At 66.6% G+C, this 23,245-nt stretch carries 20 protein-coding genes; 7 read left to right on the top strand and 13 right to left on the bottom strand.

Annotated elements, in window-relative coordinates; translation table 11 throughout:
• Positions 1-10 precede the first annotated feature (10 nt).
• From gspF to gspG, 7 genes are all read right to left on the bottom strand, one after another.
• A complete protein-coding gene (gene gspF, locus AC3RCP_RS14830) occupies positions 11-1,222 on the bottom strand; it encodes a type II secretion system inner membrane protein GspF (RefSeq protein ID WP_087091134.1) in 1,212 nt (403 codons plus the stop codon).
• Positions 1,222-2,643 carry a type II secretion system ATPase GspE gene (gspE, locus tag AC3RCP_RS14825; RefSeq protein WP_492570205.1) on the bottom strand — a complete coding sequence of 474 codons (1,422 nt, stop codon included), beginning with the start codon at positions 2,641-2,643 and terminating at the stop codon, positions 1,222-1,224. The genes gspF and gspE overlap by 1 nt, the downstream gene beginning before the upstream one ends.
• Positions 2,644-3,547: 904 nt before the next feature.
• Positions 3,548-5,956, bottom strand: a complete 2,409-nt coding sequence (gspD, locus tag AC3RCP_RS14820) for a type II secretion system secretin GspD (protein WP_492570203.1) — start codon at positions 5,954-5,956, stop codon at positions 3,548-3,550.
• Entirely contained in the window at positions 5,953-6,519 is a 567-nt protein-coding gene (locus tag AC3RCP_RS14815; RefSeq protein WP_492570201.1) for a type II secretion system protein M, read from the bottom strand. The genes gspD and AC3RCP_RS14815 overlap by 4 nt, the downstream gene beginning before the upstream one ends.
• Positions 6,512-7,705: a type II secretion system protein GspL gene (gspL, locus tag AC3RCP_RS14810; RefSeq protein WP_492570199.1), complete on the bottom strand. Its 1,194-nt coding sequence runs from the start codon at positions 7,703-7,705 to the stop codon at positions 6,512-6,514. The genes AC3RCP_RS14815 and gspL overlap by 8 nt, the downstream gene beginning before the upstream one ends.
• Positions 7,702-8,685 (bottom strand): type II secretion system minor pseudopilin GspK, encoded by a 984-nt coding sequence (gspK, locus tag AC3RCP_RS14805; RefSeq protein WP_492570197.1) that lies wholly within the window; start codon positions 8,683-8,685, stop codon positions 7,702-7,704. Before gspK ends, gspL begins: the two co-directional genes overlap by 4 nt.
• A gap of 8 nt (positions 8,686-8,693) precedes the next feature.
• Positions 8,694-9,173: a type II secretion system major pseudopilin GspG gene (gspG, locus tag AC3RCP_RS14800; RefSeq protein ID WP_016704695.1), complete on the bottom strand. Its 480-nt coding sequence runs from the start codon at positions 9,171-9,173 to the stop codon at positions 8,694-8,696.
• Positions 9,174-9,321: 148 nt separating this feature from the next.
• Between gspG and gspI the strand changes: the two genes are divergently transcribed.
• The gene (gspI, locus tag AC3RCP_RS14795; protein ID WP_101337809.1) at positions 9,322-9,750 is read left to right on the top strand and encodes a type II secretion system minor pseudopilin GspI; all 429 of its coding nucleotides are present in this window, start codon (positions 9,322-9,324) and stop codon (positions 9,748-9,750) included.
• A gap of 181 nt (positions 9,751-9,931) precedes the next feature.
• Here gspI and AC3RCP_RS14790 read toward each other — a convergent pair whose 3' ends face one another.
• Positions 9,932-10,363 carry a type II secretion system protein N gene (locus AC3RCP_RS14790; RefSeq protein ID WP_007930664.1) on the bottom strand — a complete coding sequence of 144 codons (432 nt, stop codon included), beginning with the start codon at positions 10,361-10,363 and terminating at the stop codon, positions 9,932-9,934.
• A 107-nt stretch (positions 10,364-10,470) separates the two neighbouring features.
• On the opposite strand from AC3RCP_RS14790, the gene gspH reads away from it, so the two are divergent.
• Positions 10,471-10,932, top strand: a complete 462-nt coding sequence (gene gspH / locus AC3RCP_RS14785; RefSeq protein WP_101337808.1) for a type II secretion system minor pseudopilin GspH — start codon at positions 10,471-10,473, stop codon at positions 10,930-10,932.
• A complete protein-coding gene (locus tag AC3RCP_RS14780) occupies positions 10,929-11,552 on the top strand; it encodes a type II secretion system protein GspJ (RefSeq protein ID WP_101337807.1) in 624 nt (207 codons plus the stop codon). The genes gspH and AC3RCP_RS14780 overlap by 4 nt, the downstream gene beginning before the upstream one ends.
• Positions 11,553-11,833: 281 nt before the next feature.
• Here the strand turns inward: AC3RCP_RS14780 and AC3RCP_RS14775 are convergent, their stop codons facing one another.
• The 3 genes from AC3RCP_RS14775 to AC3RCP_RS14765 are packed head-to-tail and all read right to left on the bottom strand — an operon-like array spanning position 11,834 to position 13,980.
• Positions 11,834-12,784 carry a FecR family protein gene (locus AC3RCP_RS14775; RefSeq protein WP_007925805.1) on the bottom strand — a complete coding sequence of 317 codons (951 nt, stop codon included), beginning with the start codon at positions 12,782-12,784 and terminating at the stop codon, positions 11,834-11,836.
• Between the two features lie 39 nt (positions 12,785-12,823).
• Positions 12,824-13,369 (bottom strand): RNA polymerase sigma factor, encoded by a 546-nt coding sequence (locus AC3RCP_RS14770; RefSeq protein WP_087091143.1) that lies wholly within the window; start codon positions 13,367-13,369, stop codon positions 12,824-12,826.
• On the bottom strand, positions 13,366-13,980 hold the full coding sequence (locus AC3RCP_RS14765; RefSeq protein WP_492570477.1) for an STN domain-containing protein: 615 nt from the start codon (positions 13,978-13,980) through the stop codon (positions 13,366-13,368). The genes AC3RCP_RS14770 and AC3RCP_RS14765 overlap by 4 nt, the downstream gene beginning before the upstream one ends.
• Before the next feature lie 281 nt (positions 13,981-14,261).
• Here AC3RCP_RS14765 and AC3RCP_RS14760 point away from each other — a divergent pair, with 281 nt between their 5' ends.
• Positions 14,262-14,609: a hypothetical protein gene (locus tag AC3RCP_RS14760; protein WP_492570193.1), complete on the top strand. Its 348-nt coding sequence runs from the start codon at positions 14,262-14,264 to the stop codon at positions 14,607-14,609.
• 75 nt (positions 14,610-14,684) lie between these two features.
• Here AC3RCP_RS14760 and AC3RCP_RS14755 read toward each other — a convergent pair whose 3' ends face one another.
• Positions 14,685-15,125, bottom strand: coding sequence for a carboxymuconolactone decarboxylase family protein (locus AC3RCP_RS14755; RefSeq protein WP_492570191.1), 441 nt, complete (start codon positions 15,123-15,125; stop codon positions 14,685-14,687).
• A gap of 332 nt (positions 15,126-15,457) precedes the next feature.
• Between AC3RCP_RS14755 and pdxR the strand changes: the two genes are divergently transcribed.
• From pdxR to AC3RCP_RS14740, 3 genes are all read left to right on the top strand, one after another.
• The gene (pdxR, locus tag AC3RCP_RS14750) at positions 15,458-16,891 is read left to right on the top strand and encodes a MocR-like pyridoxine biosynthesis transcription factor PdxR (RefSeq protein ID WP_492570190.1); all 1,434 of its coding nucleotides are present in this window, start codon (positions 15,458-15,460) and stop codon (positions 16,889-16,891) included.
• A gap of 179 nt (positions 16,892-17,070) precedes the next feature.
• Positions 17,071-17,352 carry an antibiotic biosynthesis monooxygenase family protein gene (locus AC3RCP_RS14745; protein ID WP_101337802.1) on the top strand — a complete coding sequence of 94 codons (282 nt, stop codon included), beginning with the start codon at positions 17,071-17,073 and terminating at the stop codon, positions 17,350-17,352.
• 97 nt (positions 17,353-17,449) lie between these two features.
• The gene (locus AC3RCP_RS14740; protein WP_007925791.1) at positions 17,450-17,869 is read left to right on the top strand and encodes a cupin domain-containing protein; all 420 of its coding nucleotides are present in this window, start codon (positions 17,450-17,452) and stop codon (positions 17,867-17,869) included.
• Positions 17,870-18,229: 360 nt separating this feature from the next.
• On the opposite strand, the gene AC3RCP_RS14735 is transcribed toward AC3RCP_RS14740, so the two are convergent.
• On the bottom strand, positions 18,230-23,098 hold the full coding sequence (locus tag AC3RCP_RS14735) for an NAD-glutamate dehydrogenase (RefSeq protein WP_492570188.1): 4,869 nt from the start codon (positions 23,096-23,098) through the stop codon (positions 18,230-18,232).
• Positions 23,099-23,245 lie beyond the last annotated feature (147 nt).

The following is a 23,245-nucleotide window of genomic DNA, read 5'->3' as shown; positions in this document are numbered from 1 at the left end:
ATCGATACCTTTACTGCACCAGCTGATTGATCTCGATGATCGGCAGCAGCACCGCCATGACGATCACCAGCACCACCCCGCCCATGACCACGATCATCAGCGGTTCGAGCAAGGCGGTCATGCCCATGGCGCGGCGTTCGATGTCGCGGGACAGGGTTTGCGCGGCGCGTTCGAGCATGGGTGGCAGGGCGCCGGTTTTTTCGCCGCTGGCGATCAGGTGGATCAGCACCGGCGGGAAGACTTTTTCCACCCGCAGCGCGGCGGCGAGGTTGACGCCTTCGCGGACCTTGGCGGTGGCGTCGCTGACGCTCTGGCTCAGGCGGTCGTTGGACAGGGTCTGGCGCGCCGCTTCCAGGGCGCGCAGCAGCGGCACCCCGGCTCCGCCGAGGATCGCCAGGGTCGAGGCGAAGCGCGCGGTGTTCAGGCCCAGTACGAAACGCCCGATCAGCGGCAGGCGCAGCACCCGGCTGTGCCAGTTCAAGCGGGCCTGGGGGTTGCGCAGGTACATACGCCAGCTCCAGAAGCCGCCGGCCAGCACGCCGAAACACAACCAACCCCAGGCGCGGATGAAATCGCTGGCGTTGAGCATCGCCAGGGTCAGCCCCGGCAGATCCTGGCGCGCCTGGGAAAAGGCGCTGACCACCTGGGGCACCACGTAGCTGAGCAGGAAGATCACGATGCCCACCGAGACCAGCCCCACCACGCCGGGGTAGATGAAGGCGGTGAGGATCTTGCCGCGCAGGGTGTTGCGCTCCTCAATGTAGTCGGCCAGGCGCTCCATGACCTGGGCCAGGTCGCCCGACTCTTCGCCGGCGGCGATCAGCGCCCGGTAGATATCCGGGAAGTCCCGTGGCCGCGCCGCCAGGGCTTCGGCCAGGCGCATGCCGCTGCGCACATCGGCGCGCACCGCGCTGAGGGTCTGGGCGATGTGTTTTTTTTCCGCTTGCTCGACCGTGGCGCTCAGCGCCGCCTCCAGCGGCAGGCTGGCGCCCAGCAGGCTGGCCAGCTGGCGGGTGGCCCAGGCCAGGTCGTTGTCCGACAGCTTGGCGCTGAACAGGCTCCCGCCACCGGCCTTCGGCGTGTTGCTCTCGACCTGCACCATCAGCGCCGTCAGCCCACGGCTGCGCAGCACGCCGAAAGCGGCGCTCTGGCTGTCGGCTTCCAGGTGCCCGGACTCGATCTTGCCGAGGGCGTCGGCGGCTTCGTAGCGATAACGGTTCATCAGGCGTCCCGGGTTACGCGCAGGATTTCTTCAGGGGCGGTGGCGCCGCTGCGCACCCAGCGCTCGCCGTCCTCGCGCATGCTCAACATCCCGGCGCGCCGTGCGGCGGCGCGCAGCGCCTGTTCGTCGGCGCCCTGGTGGATCAGGCTGCGAATGTCATCGTCGATGCAGAACAGTTCGTGAATGCCGGTCCGCCCGCTGTAGCCGACCTGGTTGCAGGCCGGGCAGCCCACCGGGCGCCAGGTGCCGGGGGCGGTCGGGTCTTCTTCCTTGCAGTGCGGGCACAGGCGCCGCACCAGGCGCTGGGCCAGCACGCCGAGCATCGACGAAGCCAGCAGGAACGGCTCGACGCCCATGTCGATCAGGCGGTTGACCGCCGACACCGCGTCGTTGGTGTGCAGGGTCGCCAGCACCAGGTGCCCGGTGAGCGAAGCCTGCACGGCGATCTGCGCGGTTTCCAGGTCGCGGATCTCGCCGATCATGATGATGTCCGGGTCCTGGCGCAGGATCGCGCGCAGGGCCAGGGCGAAGGTCATGTCGATCTTGGCGTTGACCTGGATCTGGCTGATCCCCGGCAGGTCGTATTCCACCGGGTCCTCGACGGTGAGGATATTGCTGGTGCTGGCGTCCAACCGCGCCAGGGCGGCATAAAGGCTGGTGGTCTTGCCGCTGCCGGTGGGGCCGGTGACCAGCACGATGCCGTGGGGCTGGCGGATCAGGTGGTCGAGCTTGCTCAGCACCTGGGGGTCCATGCCTAAGGTTTCCAGTTGCAGGCGCCCGGCCTGTTTGTCCAGCAGACGCATCACCACCCTTTCGCCGTGCCCGGTGGGCACCGTGGACACGCGGATATCGATGGGCCGCCCGGCCACGCGCAAGGCAATGCGGCCGTCCTGCGGCAGGCGTTTTTCGGCGATGTCGAGCTGGGCCATGATCTTGATCCGCGACACCAGCGCGCCATGCAGGGCCTTGCGCGGCGAGACCACGTCGCGCAGCGTGCCGTCGACCCGGTAGCGCACCACCGAATGGCTTTCATAGGGCTCGATATGGATATCGCTGGCCTCGTCCCGCGCGGCCTGGGTCAGCAAGGCGTTGATCATGCGGATCACCGGCGCGCCGTCCTGGGTGTCCAGCAGGTCGGTGATTTCCGGGATGTCCTGCATCAGGCGGTCGAGGTCGACCTCGTTCTCGGCGGCGCCGACCACCGCAGCGGCGCTGCCGGTGTCGGAATAGGCGCTGGCCAGCAGGCCATCGAGTTCTTCGTCGCGCACCCGCTCCAGCCGCGCCGGGCCGAACTGGCGGCGCGCTTCGCTGATCGACCAGCCGGGGGTCGAGGGGCAGACCAGGAGTACGGCGCCCTCCTCGCCATGGCGCAGGAGGATGCGTTGGGATTTGGCCCAGGCGTAAGGGAGTTGGGGGCTCATGGGAGTAACTCCTGGGCTTGGCCGTGGTCGTGGGCTTGACCGTGTACATATCCGTTGCTGCGGTAACGGCGGCTTAGGGTTCCGCCCTTACGGCGGGTCACTTTGAAGAGCCCAAAGTAACCAAAGGCTCTTGCCCCAAGCGTCCGGTCCTCGCCAAGGCTCGGATTCCCTCGCTCCGGTCCTGCTCCGTGGGCCGCCGCCACAGGCCATCCATGGCCTGGGGCGGCTAACCCGGCATCCCTGCCGGGTTGCCCACTGCGCAGAACCTCCACTCGGCCTCCCGACGGGGCAAGAAAATCAAAAACAACGCGAGGCGACCTGCCGGTCGGCCTGTCTGAGAACACGTTCCCTGTAGCCGCTGCCGCAGGCTGCGATCGGGCGCGCAGCGCACGCCAAGCCAGGCGGCGCGGTGCATCAGGCAGATCGAGGTGGATGGTTTTGCGTCTGCTGCGCAGCCGATCGCAGCCTGCGGCAGCGGCTACAAGAAGCGCGTAAAACGCGCTTGGCTTTGGCTGTTGCTTTGGCTTTTGATCTTGCCCTTGATCCACCCGCCCCTTTCCCAGAGGCCGAACGCAGGCGTTGCGCAGGGGGTAGCGCGGCAGGGATGCCGCGCTAGCCGCCCCAGGCCATGGATGGCCTGTGGCGGCGTGCCCCCGGAGCAATGCCGGAGTGAGGGCATGCCGAGCCCTAGCGAGGCACCGAATGGAGGGGCGAGCGTTTTTGCTTACTTTTTTGGCGTTTGAAAAAAGTGAGTCGCCGTAAGGGCGAAACCGCCAGCCGCCGTGACCGCAGTACCGGATATGTACCCCGCCCCCGCCGTAAGGGCGGAACCCTAAGCCGCCATTACCGCAGCAACGGATATGTACCCCGTCAGACACCCGGCGCATAACCACAACAAGCGAACTCATTGCACCGGCACCGCCCTGATCCTCGCCCTCGGCACCTGCCCCGAATTCGGCGCTGGCACCGACACCGGCACAACCCCCGGCACCCCCTGCTCCGCCGTCGGCAATTGCGGCGCCTGCATGTCCGGCATGGCCCAGCTGCGGTCCGGCTGCAGGCCGCCCTGGGCGCGGCGCATGAAGTCGTAGCGGTTGAGGGTGATGCTGCGTCCCGCGGCGCTGTCGCGAATGATGTAGGGCCGCAGGAACACCATCAGGTTGGTCTTGTTGGTCGAACGGCTTTCGTTGCGAAACAGCGCGCCGATCCCGGGGATGGTCGACAGCCACGGCACCGCGTTGTTGCTCTGGCTGTAGCCGTCCTGCAGCAGGCCGCCGAGGACCATGATCTGGCCGTCGTCGAGCAGGATGCTGGTGTCGATCGCGCGCTTGTTGGTCACGGTGCCGGCCTGCACCGAGGCGCGCTGGTCGACGCTGCTGACCTCCTGATAGATGTCGAGCTTGACCGTGCCGCCCTCGGAAATCTGTGGCCGCACATTCAGCTTCAGGCCGACTTCTTCGCGCTGCACGGTCTGGAACGGGTTGTTGCTGTTGCCGCCACCGCCGGTGACGTAGCTGCCGGTGACGAAGGGAATGGTCTGGCCGACGAAGATGCTCGCCGCTTCGTTGTCCAGGGTCAGCAGGTTCGGGGTCGACAGCACGTTGTTCCCGCCCTTGCTCTTCAGGGCCCGGGCCAGCACCTTGAGGTCGAGGATCTTGCCGATCCCGGGGATGTCCACGGTGCCGTTGACCAAGCCGACGTTGAGGCCCTGGGGCAGCACATCGATGCTGGTCTTGCCGTTGAGGTTGAGGCCGCTGCCGCCGAGGTTGGCGCCGCCGATGACGCCGCTGCCACCGAGGTTGCCGGTCTGCCACTGCACGCCGAATTCGGCGGCGTCGTCTTCGTTGACTTCGACGATCAGGCTTTCGATCACCACCTGGGCGCGACGCTGGTCGAGCATGTCGATGACTTCGCGCAGGTTGCGGTACAGCGGTTCCGGCGCGGAAATCAGCAAGGTGTTGGTGGTGGCATCGGCCTGGATGGTCACGCCGCCGGCGCTGAAGGCAGTGTTCTGGTCGGAGGCCTGGGTGCCGCCCTGGCTGCTGCTGGAACTGCCGCCCTGGGCATAACCGCTGCCGGAGCTGCCGCCGCCGAGGCTGGAGCTGCCACTGGTGGAGCTGGCACTGCCGCTCTGGCCGCTGCTGGAACTGCCGCCCTGGCTCATGCCGCCCATGCTGCCGAGCATGGCCCGCGCGTTGTCGCCGGTGCCGCTGTCGCTCTCGCCGGTGAGCAGGCCGCGCAGGGCCTGGGCCAGCTTGCCGGCCTGGGCGTTGCGCAGGTACACCACGTGCAGGTTGCTCGGGTTGCTCTGGGCGTTGTCCAGCTTGTAGATCAGGTTGCGCGCAAGCTCAGTGCGCTCGGGGCTGCCGGTGCGGATGATGATCGAGTTGGAACGCGGGTCGCCGACCACGCTGACCTTCTGGGTCGGGTCGGCGCCCTGGGTTTCCAGCAGCTCGGAGACCATGCCGGCGATGTCCACGGCGATGCCGTTCTGCACCGGCACCACGTCGGTGTCCAGGGCGCTGGGAATGTCGATGCCTTCGATGATCTGCGCCACCCGGGTGAGGTTCTCGGCGTAGTCGGTGATGACGATGCTGTTGTTGCCCGGGTAGGCGTTGATCGGGTTGTTCGGCGACACGATCGGGCGCAGCACCGGGATCAGGTTCACCGCGTTTTCGTATTGCAGGCGGAAGGTGCGGGTCAGCATGCCGTTGGCCGACGGCTTGCCGGCGTTGTAGATCGGCCCGCCGAGCAGCTTGGCGTCGGCTTCCGGCACCACCTGGGCCACGCCGCCGACATCCACCACGCTGAAGCCCTGCATGCGCAGGGCAGCCAGCAGCATGTCGTAGGCCTGGTGGGCCGGCACTTCGCCTTCGCTGACCAGGGTCAGGTTGCCCTTGACCCGCGGGTCCACCAGGAACTGCTGGCCGGTGGAACGCGCCAGCGCCCGGACCACGGCCTGGATATCGACATCGACGAAATTCAGGCGCACCGGCTGGTCACCCAGGGGATTGCGCACCACGGTGCTGCTGGCGGCGGGAGCACCGGGCGCGCGTCCCGCCCGGCTGATCGGATGCTGGAATTTGGGACGCTGGGTCTGTTGCGCCTGGGCCCGCTCCCGCTCGGCCACCACATCGCCGCCACTGCGATTGGTCTCGCCCAGCGGCCGCCCCAGTTCGCTGTCCACCAGCAACGGTGGCTGTGGCTCCTGGTTGTGACTGCACGCCGCCAGCGCCAGGGCCAGCGGCCCCAGCAGGAGCAAGGGCAGCGCCTTGCGCGATTGGCGGGCGTAAAAAGAACCTGACCACTTCATGAAGCTTCCTTAGCGCCAAGCGCCTGATCCATGCGAACGGTTCCGGACAGTTTGCCTGCCGTGCCATCGATGTCGGCCGGCCCCGCGCGTTGCAGGCGGGCCTCCACCACTTCCAGGGAAAACTGCCGGGGATTGCCCAGCAGCCAACCGACCACGGCATCCGCCGGGGCCTCTTGAAAACTCAAGTGCCAGGCCTGGGGCTCGCCCTCGCCCGCCAGCTGCAACTGGTACAGCCCCTGCAGGCCGGCGGCATCCAGGGTCTGGCGCAAGGACTGCTCCAGGCTCTGCCCCGGCTCGCCGCCACGGGGCCCGCCGGCCTGGTGCAGCACCAGCTCCAGGGCTTCGGACTGGGAGCGCAGCTTGGGAAGCTCGGCCTGCCAGTAATCGATCTTGTCCAGCGCCGGCTCGATCAGCACCAGCCACACCAACAGGCCACCCAGCAGCGCCGCCGCGCCGGCCAGCAGGCGTTTCTCGCGCAGGGCCAGGCCGCTCCAGTACAGCTGTGCCTGGGCGGCCTGACGCTGCCAGCGTTGCCGGTAACGGCTGAGGTTCAGCTTATTCATCCTCGTCTTCCTCGCTGTCGTCGGCTTCCATCGGCACCGCGCCGGTCGCCGTGCCTGTGGCGGCGCGCAGGGTCCAGCCCTGGTCGCCGGGGCTGGCTTCGAGCCCGGCCTGGGTCAGCAGGCCCTGCCAGCCGCTGTCGGGCGCAGGGACACGGGTGTCGCTGAGCAGGCTCAGCTGCAATTCGCCGTTCTGATAGTTCAAACGCTCGACCCCGCCGATCACGAAAGGCATGGCATTGCTGGCCTGCAGCACCAGGCTGTTGAAGCTGTGCGGAGCGTCGCCGCTGGCCCCGCTCTGCCGCGCCGCCAGTTGCTGACGCGCCTGTTGCAGGGGGTTGAGGATCACCGGCAATTCCGGGAACACCTGCTGCACCCGTTGGCTCATCTGCGCCTTGAGCTGCTGGCCCTGGGCCGCCTGGCGCGCGGCGTACAGGTTCAGGCCCAGGGTCCAGACCACCAGCGCCACCGCGCACAGCGCCGCGGCACGACCCCAGCCCTGCTGGCGAGCGCTGTTGTCCTGCACCCCGCCGTGCAGGCCCCAGTCGGGTGCCTGGCCGGTCCAGCGGCAGCTGTCCGGCAGTTGCTCCAGGGCCGCTGGCGGGGCCGCCTCGCCTATCCATTGCAACCCGGCGCCGTTGGCCAGCAACGCCTGCAAGGCATCTTCGGGTAGCGGTTGCACACTGCCCTGCCGCGGGCTATGGCGCAGCAACAGGTGCTGGTCTTGCAGGCAGGCGCTCAACTGGCCCGCCGCCGGCACCGGCAAGGCATAGGGCGCCGGGTACAGGCCGCGCAGTTTCAGGCCGGACTGCTCCAGCACCTGGCCGAGCCGCGCCAGCGCCTCGCGCGGCAACCAGCTGATGTGCACCTGGCCGTCGCTGTCACGCGGGCTGTGGGCCACGTACAGGCTGTCGCTGTGGCCGAGAATCAGCGCCTGGGCGGCACAGGCCACCGCCGCGCTGACCTTGGCCGGCGCCAGGGCCGGTAGCTCGATACTCGCCAGCAGGCTGTCCTCGGGGTGCAGGAAACACTCCACCGCCGGCGCCTTGGGCATCTGCCCCAGTTGCATCAGGCTGGCTTCGCCGGCTTCCTTGACCTGGCCTTCCTTAGCCTGGAGCCGGGCAAAGCTCACCCGGCTCTCGGCCGTCAGCGAATGCAAGGGCGGCAGGCTGACGCGCAAGCGGCTCATACGCCCACCCGCGACCAGATCACTCGGGGCATGTTGTCTTCGCTGCGGTGCAGCAAGGCCAGCAGCTTGACCCGGCGCCGCTCGCCACGGGCCTGGCCTTGCAGGCGGAACCATTCGCTGGTGATGCCGACCCGCACCGCGTCCGCCGGTACCTGCGGCATGCGCAGGCGGTTGATGAAGTCACCCTGATTGATGAACCACTGGCCGCTGTCGCGCTCGGCGATCAGTGCCTTGGCCCGTGGCAGCGCCAGCCCCGGCACGGTCGCGGCGAGCACTTCGGCGCTGGCGGTGTTGCCGTTGACCCAGGTATTGGCCGGCAGGATGGTGACAAAGGGTTGCAGGCGCGCCAGCAGCTTTTCATCGACGCCGTTCACCCCCAGCAAGTCGTCGAGACTGCGCAGCATCGGTTGCTTGGCCAGCAGCGGTTTGCGCGCGGCCTCGGGCGAAGTGTCGCGACCGCTGTGGAAACCGTTATTGACCGGCGCCGCCGTGCCCTCCGGGCTCAACTGCCGTGGGTAGGACGCGATCACCCGCTGGCTGATGCGCTGGCCCAGGGTCGCGTTGACCCCGAGCAGCTCGCACAGGCGCTGGAAATTCTCTATCTGCAACGGGTCGAGCCGGTCATTGGCCAGCAGATTACGCAGGTTGAACTTGCTCTGCTCGTCCTCCAGCCGCCCCTCGAACGGCCCGGTGCCGGGGCCCAGGGCCGCGAGCTGGATCGGCCGCGCCCAGTTCTGGTCGAGGCGGGTCAGCACGTCGCGCTGGCGGTCTTCCCACAGGCGCTGGCGGCTGACCTCCATGCCGCCCTGCAACTGCCAACTGCCCTGGACCCGCAGCTGCTCGCTTTCCAGCCCGCGGGTGAACAGGGTCTGGCGGGTCAGCATGCCGCCGGCGATCACCGCCACCACGGCGGCGATCAACAAGGCGCTGATAATGGCCATGCCACGCTGTTTCGCCGCTGTCGGCGAACGGGCTGTCATGGCGGCGCTTACAACTGCCAGGAGCCGATATCGGCATTCACGCCGTCACCGTCTGGCTGGCCGTCGGCCCCCAGGGAGAACACATCCACTTCGCCATTGGCCCCCGGGTTCAGGTAATGGTAAGGACGGCCCCAGGGATCGTTGGGCAGGCGTTCCAGGTAGGAGCGCCAGTTGCTGTTCTTGGCATCCGCCGGGCGCTCCACCAGCACTTTCAGGCCCTGGTTCATGCTCGGGTAGGTGCCGTGGTCGAGGCGATAGAGCTTGAGGGCCTGCATCAGCCCGCCGATGTCCTGCTTGGCCGCGGTGGCCCGGGCCTGGTCCGGACGGTCGAGTACCTTGGGCACCACCATCGCGGCGAGGATCCCGAGAATGACCACCACCACCATGATCTCGATCAGGGTGAAACCGCCCTGTCCGCGTGGGCGGCGGGGCTGGAGGCGGGGCTGAAGATGAGGCTGGGGGTGTGACGTGAAGCGCACGACATCCATCTCGACGTTCCTTGGCTTGATTTCGATTCGTCGGGCAGTGTTACAAGAAAATATGTCAGTGATATTGACGTTGCTCGGGAGCGTCCGTAGCCAATCGGTCAAATTTGCCATGTAGCCTGCAAGCCTCCATTTGCGCCACGAGACGTCCATGCCGGGGCCACGCCAGCCACTACTCAAACGACCCGCCGGACCGCCAGCCGCTAAACAGCGGGGTTTCACCCTGATCGAGGTGCTGGTGGCGCTGGCGATCATCGCCGTGGCCATGTCGGCGGCGATCCGCGTGGCCGGCTTGATGACCCAGAGCAATGGTTTGTTGCGGGATAAATCCATCGCCTTGCTGGCGGCCCAGTCGCGCCTGGCGGAGCTGCGCCTGGAAGGCCGCCTGCCGCCCGGGACCAAAAACATCGAATGCGATCAGGGCCGGCTCAAGCTGCGCTGCGAACAGAACATCGCGCCCAGCCCCGACCCACGGCTGTCCCGGGTCAGCGTGCGGGTCCTCGACCGCAGCCGCGAGGCCCCGCCCCTGGCGCGCCTGGACACCCTGGTTGCGCGCACACCAAAAAACCCCAATCGCTAAGGAATAACCCTGTAGGAGCGAGCTTGCTCGCGATGGACGTTAACGATAATGCGTGTTGAGTGGATGAACGCGGCGTTCTCGGGTCCATCGCGAGCAAGCTCGCTCCTACAGGGGACTCCGCTAGGCATGGCCTGCGTAGCGCCGAAGGCTCCAGCGTGCAGCCACTTGTCGTACAGAGCCATCACTGCCGGGTCAGCACCGGCAACGCCGGGCTTTCCGGCAACTTGCTGACATCCAGCCGCGAGCGCTCGCCGCCGCGCTCGATCACCACCCCGTCGCCCTCGATGGCCACCAGTTGCACGCCCTGGGCCAGGCGCTCGCCCACCAGGAAACTGCGCGGCGGCGCGTCGTTGAGGCTGAGGATCGCCACCGCGCCGCGGGGGCTGGCCATCAGCCCGGTGACCTTGATGTCCAGCGCCAGCGGCTGGTTGGAAAACCACTGCTGCGCCGGGCTCTGCGCCTGGGCGGCCAGGGCTTGCGGCGGCGCCTGCGGGGTGCGCGACTCGGCGGGGGTCAGCAGCAGCGACGACCAGGTCGCCACCCCGGCCACGATCGCCAGCAGGGCCACGGACTGCACCAGCTGCGGCGGGGAAAATCGATGGACGAATGCCATGGCAAGGACCTCCTGTTTGTCCGTCTTCGCAGCCTAGCGCGCAATGGTCACGTTTTTATTTCACATTCGCCGGGCAGGATGAAAACCGACGCACAGGAGCGCGCCCCATGACCCCATCCCGACAACAGGGCTTCACCCTGATCGAGCTGATGGTGGTGCTGGTGATCATCGGGATCGCCAGCGCCGCCATCAGCCTGAGCATCCGCCCCGACCCGCTGCAGGGCCTGCGCAAAGATGCCGAGCGCCTGGCGCAGTTGCTCCAGGTGGCCCAGGCCGAGGCCCGCGTGGATGGCCGGCCCATCAGTTGGCGGGCGGATGCCAAGGGTTTCGCCTTCAGCCGGCCCAGCGACGACGGCCGCGGCCTCGACCAGTTCAAGGACGACCCGCAACTGCGCCCGCGGCCCTGGGAAAGCCCGACGATCAAAGTGCGCATCGAGCCCGGCCCGCGGCTGGTGCTCAACGGCGAATGGATAGACGCGCCGCTGCAAGTGCAACTGTCCGACGGCCGGCACAGCCTGACGGTGCAACGCACCGCCACAGGCGTGGTCCGGGTGGTGGCACAGCCATGAGGGCGCGGATAAACAAGCGCCAAGGCGGCTTTACCCTGATCGAGGTGATGGTGGCGATCCTGCTGATGGCGGTGGTCAGCGTGATCGCCTGGCGCGGGCTGGACAGCGTCAGCCGGGCCGACAGCCATTTGCAGGCCAGCAGCGCGCAGACCGAGGAACTGCTGCGCACCCTGCACCAGCTGGAACGGGACGTGGCGCTGCGGGCCAGTGTCGAACTGATGGAGCCGGTGCCGGCCGGGGCCGATGCCGAAGCCGTCGATGTGCCGGCGGCCCTCACCGTGCGCAGCGCCGACGGCGGCACCTTCCGCCTGGATGTGATCCGCAGCTCGGCGACGCCCGGCGAGGGCCTGCAACGGGTGCGCTGGTGGCTCAAGGGCGACACCCTGTACCGCGCGGCGGCGCCGGCCCGCGATCGTTATCCGCTGCCCGCGCCGAAAAACGGCGTGGCGGTGCTGGAGCATGTCAGCGACTTGCAGCTGCGGGTCTGGGATCGGGACAAGGGCTGGCGCCAGCTCAGCGGCAACCGCAAGGAAAACCCGCCAGGCCTGGAGATCCGCCTGGTGCGGCAGACGCCCCAGGGCGAAGAGCGTTACCGCCAGGTGCTGGGGCCGTTGGAATGATTGCCGCGTCGAGCTGGACGCCGCACCTGTAGCCGCTGCCGAGCCCGCGAGGCTGCGCCCGAGGACGAAGTCCTCGCCAAACCTGAGCACGCGGTTTTCCAGGAAAACTGGATTGCCCGGTTTACGACCGCTGCGCGGTCGATCGCAGCCTCGCTGCGCTCGGCAGCGGCTACAGAAACTCGCGCCCCCGTCGAAATGGAGGCTTGCCCGCGATCCAAGCCACGCGGGTTGTCTGCACGGACGCTATCGCGAGCAAGCTTCGCTCCTACGGGTTTTGTGCTTCAGCTCAATAGCACCACGCCGCCCGGCAATTCGGTGCATTTGGCGCCGTAGGCGTCGCGGATCAGCAGCGCCACGCCGGCCAGTTGGTTGAGGTTGAAACGCGCCTGCACCTTGCGCTTGCCCAGCTCGGCGTTGAGCAGCACCAGCATGCCCGGACGGTAGCGGTTGATCTCGTCGATCACCGTGTTGAGGGTGGCGTTGTCGAACACCAGCACCTGCTCGCGCCAGGCGATCACCGCCGTCGGGTCCACCGCCGTCGGCTCGCCGACCTGGCGGCTGTCGTAGGTCAGTTGGCGACCGCTGTCCAGGCGGATCAGCCGGCCGCCGACCTCGACCTGCAGCGCGCCATCGATGCAGGTCACGCAGACACTGTGGTTGGTATTGCGCACATTGAAGCGTGCCTGGGAGGCGCTCAGCCAGCCGTTGCCGGCCTGGACCCGTACCGGCAGCGCGCTCTGGCTCAACACCTCGACCTCGCCTTCGAGCAGTTCGATGCCCTGCCCGCCGTCGGCCAGTTCGCGCCGGCTGATGCGGGTCTGGGTGTTGAGTTCCAGGCTCAGCCCGTCCTCCAGTTCGACCCGGCGCTGCTCGCCGACCTCGGTGCGGTAGTCGGCGCTCAGCCCGGCAAAACCGCCGGGCACCGAGACCCGCACCGCCACCAGGGCCACCGAGGCCGCCAGCGCTCCACCGAGAAAGGCCCGGCGGCCGAAGCGCCGCGGCTGGACCTGTTGCTGGCAGTGTTCGGCGGCCGGCTTCAGGCTGTGCCACAGCAACTTGGCCTGCTCGAAGGCCTCGGCATGCTGCGGGCTCTGCGCGCACCACTGCTGCAAGGCCCGGGCGTCGGCCGCGGTGGCCCGCCCCGAGGTCAGCAGGAGCAGCCAGTCCTGGGCCTCGTTGCGCAGCCGGTGGTCCGGTGTCGCCCGAGAAGTGGAGATGCTAAAGATGTTCAAGCGTGCGGGTACTCACGGATTAATCGGGGCCTTTAGTGACTAGGACGGTTTTCCGGCGCCGGGACCGAACCGCTGAATCACTTTTCTTTCAAGGCGCGAGGCGCAGTGGCCCAGGGCAGCCTTGATTTCCTTCTCGACCATCCGTGTCGAAATGCCGAAGCGCTGGGAGATTTCCAGGTGCGGCGCCTCCTCCAGGCGTGCAGCGATAAAGATCTTGCGGCGGCGCGCCGGCAGTTCGTAGAGCGCCTTGAGCAGCGACTGGATTTCCTTCTGCCCGCCCACCACCCGCGACGGGTCCAGGGCCTCGTCGCTGATCTGCAGCAGTTCCTCGACCTCGCTGCCGGTGAGCAGCCGGGCATCGGCCTCGCGGCGGTCGGCGGCGATGTTCAGGGCCATGCGATAGAGGTAGGCATTGGGCTGGGCGAGGTTCGGCGGCTCTTCCATGCGGTCGACCCGCAGATAGGTTTCGTGCAGCACATCGTTGGCCAGGTCCTCCGAGCCCAGGCGCCGACGCAGACGCACCTTGAAGTCGTCGTAGGAGGTCAGGAACAACCTGACCATCGCACTGTGCCCGGTATTCTTCATGCCCCAAAGGCTCCCTGGCGTTGTCTGCAATCCATGCGTTTTCCTGCGCTGTCGGGTATCAGAAGCAAGGTCACTGGCTGGCGCAGCGAACTTGGCGCGGGTCGTTCGACCCAGGTCTCGCTCAGGCTCTGCACCAGCGCCTCGTCGCGCCGCAGATCGCCGGTGGTGGTGACCAGGCGGCTGTGCTCGATATGCCCGCCGCGGTCGATCCACAGTTGCAGCACCGCGCGATAACGCCCCGGCCGGGTCAGTTCCGAACGGCACAGGCCGGCCTCCACCGCGCGTTGCAGCGCACTGGCGAAACTGTCGCTGGCCCAGGCCCCGGCACCGCCGCCCGTCCCCTTGGGGGCAGGTACATCGCTGAGCTGGGCGACTTGCAAGGTAAAGGCATCGGAACGGGCGTAACGGGCCATCAAACCACTTCCTGTCAGCAGGCGACTCAGGGCGTCCCGGGCGCTGTAGCGCCCCTGGACCCGTACCGAGCGACGCCCTCGGGTCAGCTCGCGGTCCACCAGCACCGCCATCCCGGTCGAGCGGCTGAACAGTTCCAGCGCTTCGGCCAGGTCTTGCGCGGCGATGTCCAGGTCCAGCAGCCGGTGCGAATCCACCATCGGCGGCGCGGGTTGCGCCGCCCGCAACCCGCCCGAGGCGGCCAGCGCCAACAGCAGCGCAAGCCCCCAGCGCGCGAACACCGCGTGAAAGAAAGACCGATACCCGACCTTTGCTCGGCGTCGCTGCACGGCTGACCTGTCCCTGAAAACCGTCATCCTGAGGCCAGTTTATGAACCTGATGTGACGGTGCCCGCAAAAAAACCATCACCTTTGCGCCACCCGCCTTGCTTTACACTCAAGGACCGCAACGGCCCCTCCCGGGCCCGCCAGGAGGCCCCCGATGAAACAGCTTCGCACCCTTGTCGCCAGCCTGATGCTCGGCGCCCTGCCGCTGGCCGGCCACGCCGCCACACCCGTCGAAGCGCCCGCCGCCGCTTCCGGCAAAACGCCCACAGAGGGTTGTATCGACGTCAGCGTGGGTGGCTACAAGGCCCCGGACTACGGTTGCCTGAGCCAGCAGATGGGCAACAACCCCGACGGCGCCAAGGCCGGGCAGAAGAACCAGGAAGCCCTGCAGGTGCCGGTCCACAAGCGCCCGCCAAACCAGATGGGCCTGGCCACTCCGGCCGCCACCAGCACGCGGATGGGCAATACCTTCGGCACCTCGGTGAAGCCGCAGCGGCCTTGAGGTTGTGTGTTCGGGCCCTGTCGCGAGCAGCCGTTTGCCGAGCATTGGCTGGCGTGGATGGAAAAGAAATCCGGGCTAGATGCTGGGCTGTTGGCGGAACGCCACGGCCAGGCGGTTCCAGCAGTTGATCGCCGCCACCGCGACCGTCAGGTCGACCAGCTCGCGCTCGCTGAATTCGCCACGCACGGCCTGGAACAACGCATCCGGCACCGCGGAATCGGCCAACAGGGTCACCGACTCGCTCCAGGCCAGCGCCGAACGCTCCCGCGGGCTGAACAACGCCGAATCGCGCCACACGCCGAGGGCGTACAGGCGCCGCTCGCTCTCGCCGTTCTGGCGCGCCTGCACCGCGTGCATGTCGGCGCAGAACGCGCAGTGGTTGAGTTGCGAGACGCGGATCTTGACCAGCTCCAGCAGGGGTTTCTCGATGGACAGGTCGAAGCTTTGTGCCTCGAGCATCAACAAGCCCTTGAGGGCTTCCGGCGAGGCGCTGTAGTAATCCAGGCGGGGTTCCATCGGGAGTCACCCTGAGCGTGTGTTGGTGTTCCCCCAGCCTAAGGTCCGCGTCGGCCTGCCCCTATAGCCAATCCGGGGGTTTATCGGCAGTCCATCGGGCCGGGGTCGGCTCAAGACCGCCGAAGCCCTTCGGGCTTATCGCAGCCTGCGGCAGCGGCTACAGGGGTTGGTTGTGGCGCGGACTCGTGGTTTCCCCAATCGGTGTAGCCGCTGCCGAAGGCTGCGATCGCGTACGCAGTACGCGTCAAGGCCGCAGGCCGATCCCGGGGCGCTACACGAACCCCGGGCTTGCGGGTAATCTGGCGGGCACTGATCGTTTTGGAATGTCATCGATGGAACTGCATGTCGTCATCAACGGACGCAAGGACCTGGCCGACCAGCTGTATCGGCAACTGCGCGACGCCATCGAGTGCGGGCGGCTGGCGGCGGGCGCGCAATTGCCGCCGAGCCGCCTGCTGGCCGAGCAACTGGGGATCTCGCGCAAGACGGTGTCGGACACCTACAGCCTGTTGACCTACGAGAACTTCCTGATCGGCCGGATCGGCCGCGGCACCTTCGTCAATGCCCGCCCGGTGAAGGCCGAACCCAAGCAGAGCGCCGCCGACCTGGCCTGTGCGCAGAGCCTGGAAAAATGGCAGGAGCTGCCCTCGCCCCTGCGCCATCCGACCCTGGAAGGCACCTCGCGCTACGAGTTCATCGGCGGCGCCACCAGCCGCAATCAGTTCCCCCAGGAAGAGTGGCGGCGCTGCACCCAGGACGCTTTGCGGCGGATCGCCCAGAGCGGCGGTTTCTACAGCCAGCCGGAAGGCCTGCCGGCGCTGCGCAATGCGATCGCCGGGCATGTCTCGTTCTCGCGCGGCGTGGTCTGCAGCGAGGCCGACATCGTGGTCTGCAACGGCGCGCAACAGGCCCTGGACCTGATCGCCCGGGTGGTGCTCGAACCCGGCAGCCTGGTGGCCATGGAAGACCCCGGCTACACCCCGGCGCGCCTGCTGTTCAGTGCCCAGGGCGCGACGGTGATCGGCGTGCCGGTGGACGACCAGGGCCTCCAGGTCGAGCGGATTCCCGATGGCGTGCGGCTGATCTACGTCACCCCGTCCCACCAGTTCCCCCTGGGCATGCCCATGAGCGCGGCCCGCCGCGAGGCCCTGCTGGAGCGGGCGCGGGAGCTGGGGGCGATCGTCATCGAGGACGATTACGACAGCGATTTCCGCTACGAGGGGCGCCCCACCGATTCCCTGCAAAGCCTGGATAAGCGCGGCGTGGTGGCCTATGTCGGGACCTTCTCGAAGACCATGCTGCCGCAGCTGCGCCTGGGCTACGCGGTGCTGCCACCGGCGATCCTCGGCGCGGTGATCAAGGCCAAGCGCCTCACCGACTGCCACACCTCGACCCTGCCGCAATGGGCGCTGGCCAAGTTCATCGCCGAGGGTTACCTGCTCAAGCACATCCGCCGCTGCCACACGGTGTACGCCGGGCGCCGCGAGCGCATCCTGCAGCGCCTGAACGGCGACCTCTCGCCCTGGCTGCAGGCGGTGCCGTCCACCGCCGGCTTCCACATGACGGCGCTGTGCAAGGTGCCGGTGAATATCCCGCTGTTGCTGGAGCTGGCGAAGAAGGTCGAGGTCGGGCTCTACCCGCTGCATGGCTTCTATTATCAGGAGCCGGCCAGGGACGGGCTGTTCATCGGCTTTGGCGCCATCGAGACCCTGGACATCGACCCGGCCCTGGACAAGGTGCGCGACATCCTGCAACAGATCGCCTGATTGGCCCCGGGCTTTTCCCGGGGATTGGTTATTTTTGTTGCAATCTTGCGGCCCTATTCTGAGCCTCCACCCAATGCCGTGACTGTCGCCGGGTGCTGCTGGGGTCATCAGATCCCGCACCTGCTCCGCAGGTGATCGCAGCCTGCGGCAGCGGCTACAGGACTCGCGGAGGGTTCTAGATGTCCAGTCCAGCCATCAATATCGTGCAAATCAGGGCCGCCCAGGGCCGTTCGGAGGAGCTTGGCCAGCAGTTGACCACACTTCTCGCCGCCCTGCGCGAGGCTCCCGGTTGCCTGGCGTACAGCGCCCAGTGCAACACAGCGGACACGCACCGCTGGACCGTAAGCGGCCAATGGCGCTCGGCGGCCGAGATGCAGGCGCATTTCCATCTGCCGGCGGCCCAGGGGTTCATCGACCTGCTGGACCGCCGCCTGGCCTGCGCCCTCGACTTCGAACACTGAGGCATTGGTCTGCGCTTCTTTGCCGGGATTGGTTATAGGCCGGTCGCACCAGCGGGCTTACCTTGAGCCGACCCCTTTCGCACCGGAGAAACCGACCATGAAGACCCTCGCTGCCCTGACCTGCGCCCTCGCCGGCCTGACCCTGCTCACCGCCCTGGGCGCCGCTGCCCATGACCCGGAGTACGGCCAGGAAAAAACCAGGATCCTGCAGGAACATGCCCTGAACAACCTGCCGGGCAAGACCGCGCTGATGCTCACCGTCGACTACGCACCGGGCCAGGCCACGGTGCCGCACATGCACAAGGGCGCGGCCCTGGCCTATGTGCTCGAAGGCGAGATCACCTCGCGGGTCAACGACGAACCGGCCATCACCTACAAGGCAGGCCAATCCTGGTACGAACCGGCCGGCTCGCAGCACCCGGTGTCGGCCAACGCCAGCGCCAGCAAACCCGCCAGGCTGCTGGTGTTCATGCTCAAGGACGCCAAGGACGATGTGCTGACGCCGCTGAAGCAGTAAGCGCCTGGCAGCAGATACTCCGTAGGAACGAGGCTTGCCCGCGATCCGCGCAGCGGCCAGGCGCCTTTTTCATCGATTTGGGAAATGGTGTTGCCTGTTCTGGCGTCATCGCGAGCAAGCTTCGCTCCTACAGAAGCGGCGGGTTTCGTAACGACAGATATCCCGTAGGAGCGGTGTGCTTTTTGTAGCCGCTGCCGCAGGCTGCGATCGAGCGGAACGCTCGCAGGGATCTTGCAGGCGCCTGAGACCCTGCGACCAGCATGGTCGGACCATCGCAACCTGCGGCAGCTACGACATTTCTTGAGGCCATGAAAAAAGCCCCGTATCTCGCGATACGGGGCTTTTTCATTTACCGCTCGATCAGGCCGCTACAAGGCCCGATTGACCGCTCATGGCCAGGTCCAGCAACTCGCGGTTGGCCACCGCGTACATGGCGTAGTCGGTGCCGCTGGCGGCACGGATTTCCACCAGCATCGCGCGCCAGCGCTCGACCATGCTCTGGTTCTGCTCAAGCCACAGGGCCACGCGGGCTTCCATGTCTTGTGGCGCATCGGCCATTTGCAGGACCGAGATGGTGATCGCCCGCTGCTGCCAGTCCACGTCGTCGCGGAAGGCTTCGCGTGCCTGGGCCTGCCAGTTGTTGGCCACCGGCAGATCGCTGATCTGCTGCAGGTACCACGGCAGGTCCAGGGCGCTGCCCACGGCGAAGTAGGCCTTGGCCACATCGGCGGCGTCGTGCCCGGTGACATCCGCGGCCTCGATGATCGGCAACAGGGTGTACAGATGGGTGGTACCTGCCACCATGCGCGCCAACAGCTCAGGCACGCCGGCTTCGACGTAGGCGGTGTAGCGAGTCTGCCAGCCGACCCGGGTCGGGCCTTCCAGCAGTTCGTCGAGCTTGAGGCCCAGCGCCGCCAGGTGCGGACCGAAGTGCGCGACGTCACGGGCGGCATCCTGCTCGTTGCGACGGCTGCGCAGGAACCAGCGGGTGGCGCGACGGCCAAGGCGCATCAGCTCGTCCATCAGCTCCAGTTGCACCTGGGCCGAGACCTGGTGGTCCAGGGCTTCGATCTGGCGGAACCAGTGCGGGAGATGGAAGATGTCACGCACGATCACATAGGCGCCCGCCACGTTGGCCGGGCTCATGCCAGTGGACTCCTTCAGGCGCTGCACGAAGGTGATGCCCATGTGGTTGACCAGGTCGTTGGCGATCTGGGTGCTGACGATCTCGCGCTTGAGGCGGTGGCGGCGCATGGCTTCGGCGAACTTGCTGACCAGGGTCGGCGGGAACGCGGTTTCCATGTCGCGGGTCAGGTAGTCGTCGTCCGGTACCAGGGAGTTGAGCAACTGTTCCTTGAGGTCGATCTTGCTGTAGGAGATCAGCACCGACAGTTCCGGACGGGTCAGCCCGTGGCCGGCGGCGACGCGCTCGTTGAGCTGCTCTTCCGACGGCAGGAACTCGATGGCGCGGTCCAGCTTGCCACGGCCTTCCAGGTCGCTCATCAGGCGCTTGTACTCGGCGATCCGCGCGAAGGCACGACGGGCCGCCAGGGACAGGGCCTGGGTCTGCTTGTAGTTGTTGCCCAACACCAGGCCACCGACTTCGTCGGTCATGCTCGCCAGCAACTGGTTACGCTGCTTGTCGGTCATGTCGCCGGCATGCACCACTTCGTTGAGCAGGATCTTGATGTTCACTTCATGGTCGGAGCAGTCCACGCCACCGGCGTTGTCGATGAAGTCGGTGTTGGAACCGCCGCCATTGAGGCCGAACTCCACACGACCCAGCTGGGTCATGCCGAGGTTGCCGCCCTCGCCCACCACCTTGCAGCGCAGCTCGTTGCCGTTGACCCGCAGCGCATCGTTGGCCTTGTCGCCAACATCGGCGTGGCTTTCGGTGCTGGCCTTGACGTAGGTACCGATACCGCCGTTCCACAACAGGTCCACCGGCGCCTTGAGCAAGGCGTTGAGCAGCTCGGTCGGGGTCAGCTTGTCGGCCTGGATGTCGAAGCGTTCTTTCATCTGCGGCGAGATGGCGATGCTCTTCGCGCTGCGCGAGAAGATGCCGCCGCCTTCGGACATGATGCTGGTGTCGTAGTCGCTCCAGGCCGAACGCGGCAGGTCGAACATGCGCTGGCGCTCGGCGAAGCTGGTGGCCGGGTCCGGATTCGGGTCGATGAAGATGTGCATATGGTTGAAGGCCGCGACCAGCTGCAGTTTGTCGGACATCAGCAAGCCGTTGCCGAACACGTCGCCGGCCATGTCGCCGACGCCCACCACTGTGATGCTGTCTTCCTGGACATTGATGCCGCGCTCGCGGAAGTGGCGCTGCACGCCGACCCACGCGCCCTTGGCGGTGATGCCCATTTTCTTGTGGTCGTAACCGGCGGAACCGCCGGAAGCGAACGCATCGCCCAGCCAGAAGCCGTAGTCGATGGCGATGCCGTTGGCGATGTCGGAGAAGGTCGCGGTGCCCTTGTCCGCCGCCACCACCAGGTACGGGTCATCGTCGTCGTGACGCACCACGTTGGCCGGCGGCACCAGGGCGCCGTCCTTCAGGTTGTCGGTGATGTCCAGCAGGCCGGAGATGAAGATGCGGTAGCAGGCGATGCCTTCGGCCGCGATCTCGTCCCGGCTGCCGCCCACTGGCAGGCGACGCGGCAGGAAGCCGCCCTTGGCGCCCACCGGCACGATCACCGAGTTCTTCACTTGCTGGGCTTTTACCAGGCCGAGGACTTCGGTACGGAAGTCTTCTTCGCGGTCGGACCAGCGCAGGCCGCCACGGGCAACGTTGCCGAAGCGCAGGTGCACGCCTTCGACGCGCGGCGAGTAGACGAAGATTTCGAACTTCGGCACCGGCTTGGGCAGCTCGGGAATCAAGTGCGGGTTGAACTTGAAGCTGAAGTACGACTTGTTATGGCCGTTGGCGTCGGTCTGGTAGAAGTTGGTCCGCAGGGTGGCCTTGATCAGGTCCAGGTAGCGACGCAGGATGCGGTCTTCGTTGAGCACCTGGACATCGTCCAGGGCGCTGAGGATCGCGTGCTCCAGGCGTTGCTGCTTGTCTTCCAGGTCATCGCTGCCGAGCTTGCGCGCCAGGTAGAAGCGGGTCTTGAACAACCGGGTCAGCTCGCGGGCGATATCGGTGTGGTTGTTCAGGGTGCTGGCGATGTAGCCCAGGTCGAAGCCCAGGCGGATCTGCTTCAGGTAACGGGCGTAGGCACGCAGCAGCGCGACGTCGCGCCATGGCAGGCCGGCGGTCAGCACCAGGCGGTTGAACGCGTCGTTCTCGGCATCGCCACGCACGATGTGGACGAAGGCGTCCTGCAGGGTGTCGTTGAGCTGCTGGATATCCAGGTTCAGGCCTTCGGCCGCGGTGAAGGCGAAGTCGTGGATCCAGAACTCACGGCCGCTGGCGTGGCGCAGGCGATACGGGAACTCGCCGAGCACGCGCAGGCCGAGGTTTTCCAGGATCGGCAGCACGTCGGACAGCGCCAATGGGGTATCGGCGTGATACAGCTTGCAGTGCAGCAGCGGCTGGCTGGTGGACTGGGTCAGCGGCTGGTAGAAGCTCATCACCAGCGGGTTGGCCTCGGTCAGGCTCAGCAGGTGCTGCATGTCGACCACCGCCGAATGCGCGGCGAAGCGCTCGCGGTAGCCGGCCGGGAAGCCTTTCGGGAAGTCGGCCAGGACGTTGGTGCCGTGGGCTTCGCCGAAGCTTTCGACGGTCAGCGCGGCGTAGTCGTCCTGCCAGCTGCGGCAGGCCTGCACCACTTCTTTTTCCAGCAGCAGCGGGTCGATGTCGATGCGGTTCTTCGGGTCGACCCGCAGGATCAGTTGCACGCGCGCCAGCACGGACTCGGAGAAGAAGGTCCAGAACTCGCAGTCGGTGGCCTTCAGGCGATCCATCAGCACCTGCTGGATCTTCTGCCGCACTTCGGTGGAATAGATGTCGCGCGGCACATAGGCCAGGCAGTAGCAGAAACGACCGTACGGGTCCTTGCGCAGGAACACGCGGATCTTGTTGCGTTCCTGGATCTGCACGATCGACATCACGGTGTTGAACAGCTCGTCGACCGGGGTCTGGAACAGGTCGTCGCGCGGCAGCACTTCGAGGACCTGGGCCAGTTCCTTGCCCAGGTGCGCCTTGGCCTGGAAGCCGGAGCGCTGTTCGATGATTTCCACCTTGCGGCGGATATAAGGAATCACCCGCACGCTTTCGCCGTACACCGACGAGGTGTACAGGCCCATGAAGCGGCATTCCTTGAGCACATTGCCGTCGGCATCGATCTGGCGGATCGACACGTAGTCCGGGTAGGCCGGACGGTGCACACGGCTTGGGTGGGCGGCCTTGGCGAACGACAGCGGCGTCGGTTCGCGCAGGTAGTTCACGGCGTAGTCTTCGATGCGCAGGTCGTCGACGGTGAGGCCGGCGCGCAGCAGCTTGGTCAGGCCGAGGAAGGAGTCCTGGTCGTACTCGATATGGCCACCGTGGTGGTCCTCGCGCACCACGAACTCTTCGTAGCCAAGGAAGGTGAAGTGGTTGCCCACCAGCCATTCCAGGAAGCTCTTGATCTCGCCCTTTTCATCGGCGTCGATCTCGAACTGGCTGTTGCCGATGCCATCGATCAGTTCCTGGACCTTGGCTTTCATCGGCTCGAAATCGGCCACGGCGACGCGCACCTCGCCAAGCACCTGCTCCAGTTCCTTGCTCAGGACATTGAGCTCGGCGGTGTTGGCGCAGCGGTCGATCTCCAGGTACATCAGCGATTCTTGCAGGATGCCTTCGCCCTGGGTGCCCTTGGGCAGGATTTCCAGCAGCTCGTTCTTGCTCCCGCGACGCACGCTCAGCACGGTGGTCTGCAGGGTGTGGATGCTGTAGCCGCGACGGTTCAGCTCGGTGCGGACCGAGTCCACCAGGAACGGCAGGTCATGGTGCAGCACTTCGACCGCGGTGTGGGTCGACTGCCAGCCATGACGTTCGTAATCGGGGTTGTAGACGCGCACTTGCGGTTGCGCGTGGTCGAAGCGCTCAAGCAGGCGCCAGGCAGAAAGGGTGCAGCCCGCCAGGTCGGACAAGCGACGCTGGGTGAGTTCGTCCAGAGAAATGATGCCGAAGAATTGTTCAGCGAACAGCGCCACTTGTGGCAGTGCCTGTTCACTGATGTGCTGCGCCAGTGCCGCTTGCAGTTGGTGCTGGAAGTCGGCCTTGCTGGCTGCGGTGAAGAACGCCATCTGTGGTACTCCGCTTGGGCTTGTTATTGAGTAAAGCGTCGCATGCAATCCCCTTGCGGGGGTGTCGGTCATCCTGCTCCTGGATCTCGGGCAGAGGTCGCAGGATGACAGGGTGGTGAAGCTGTACGAGACGCTCAGGTCACATTC

The organism is Pseudomonas sp. GW822-FHT05A08 (assembly GCF_058800485.1).
Note: the sequence above shows the minus strand (reverse complement) of the source record. Positions and strands in the feature narration are given on the sequence as shown.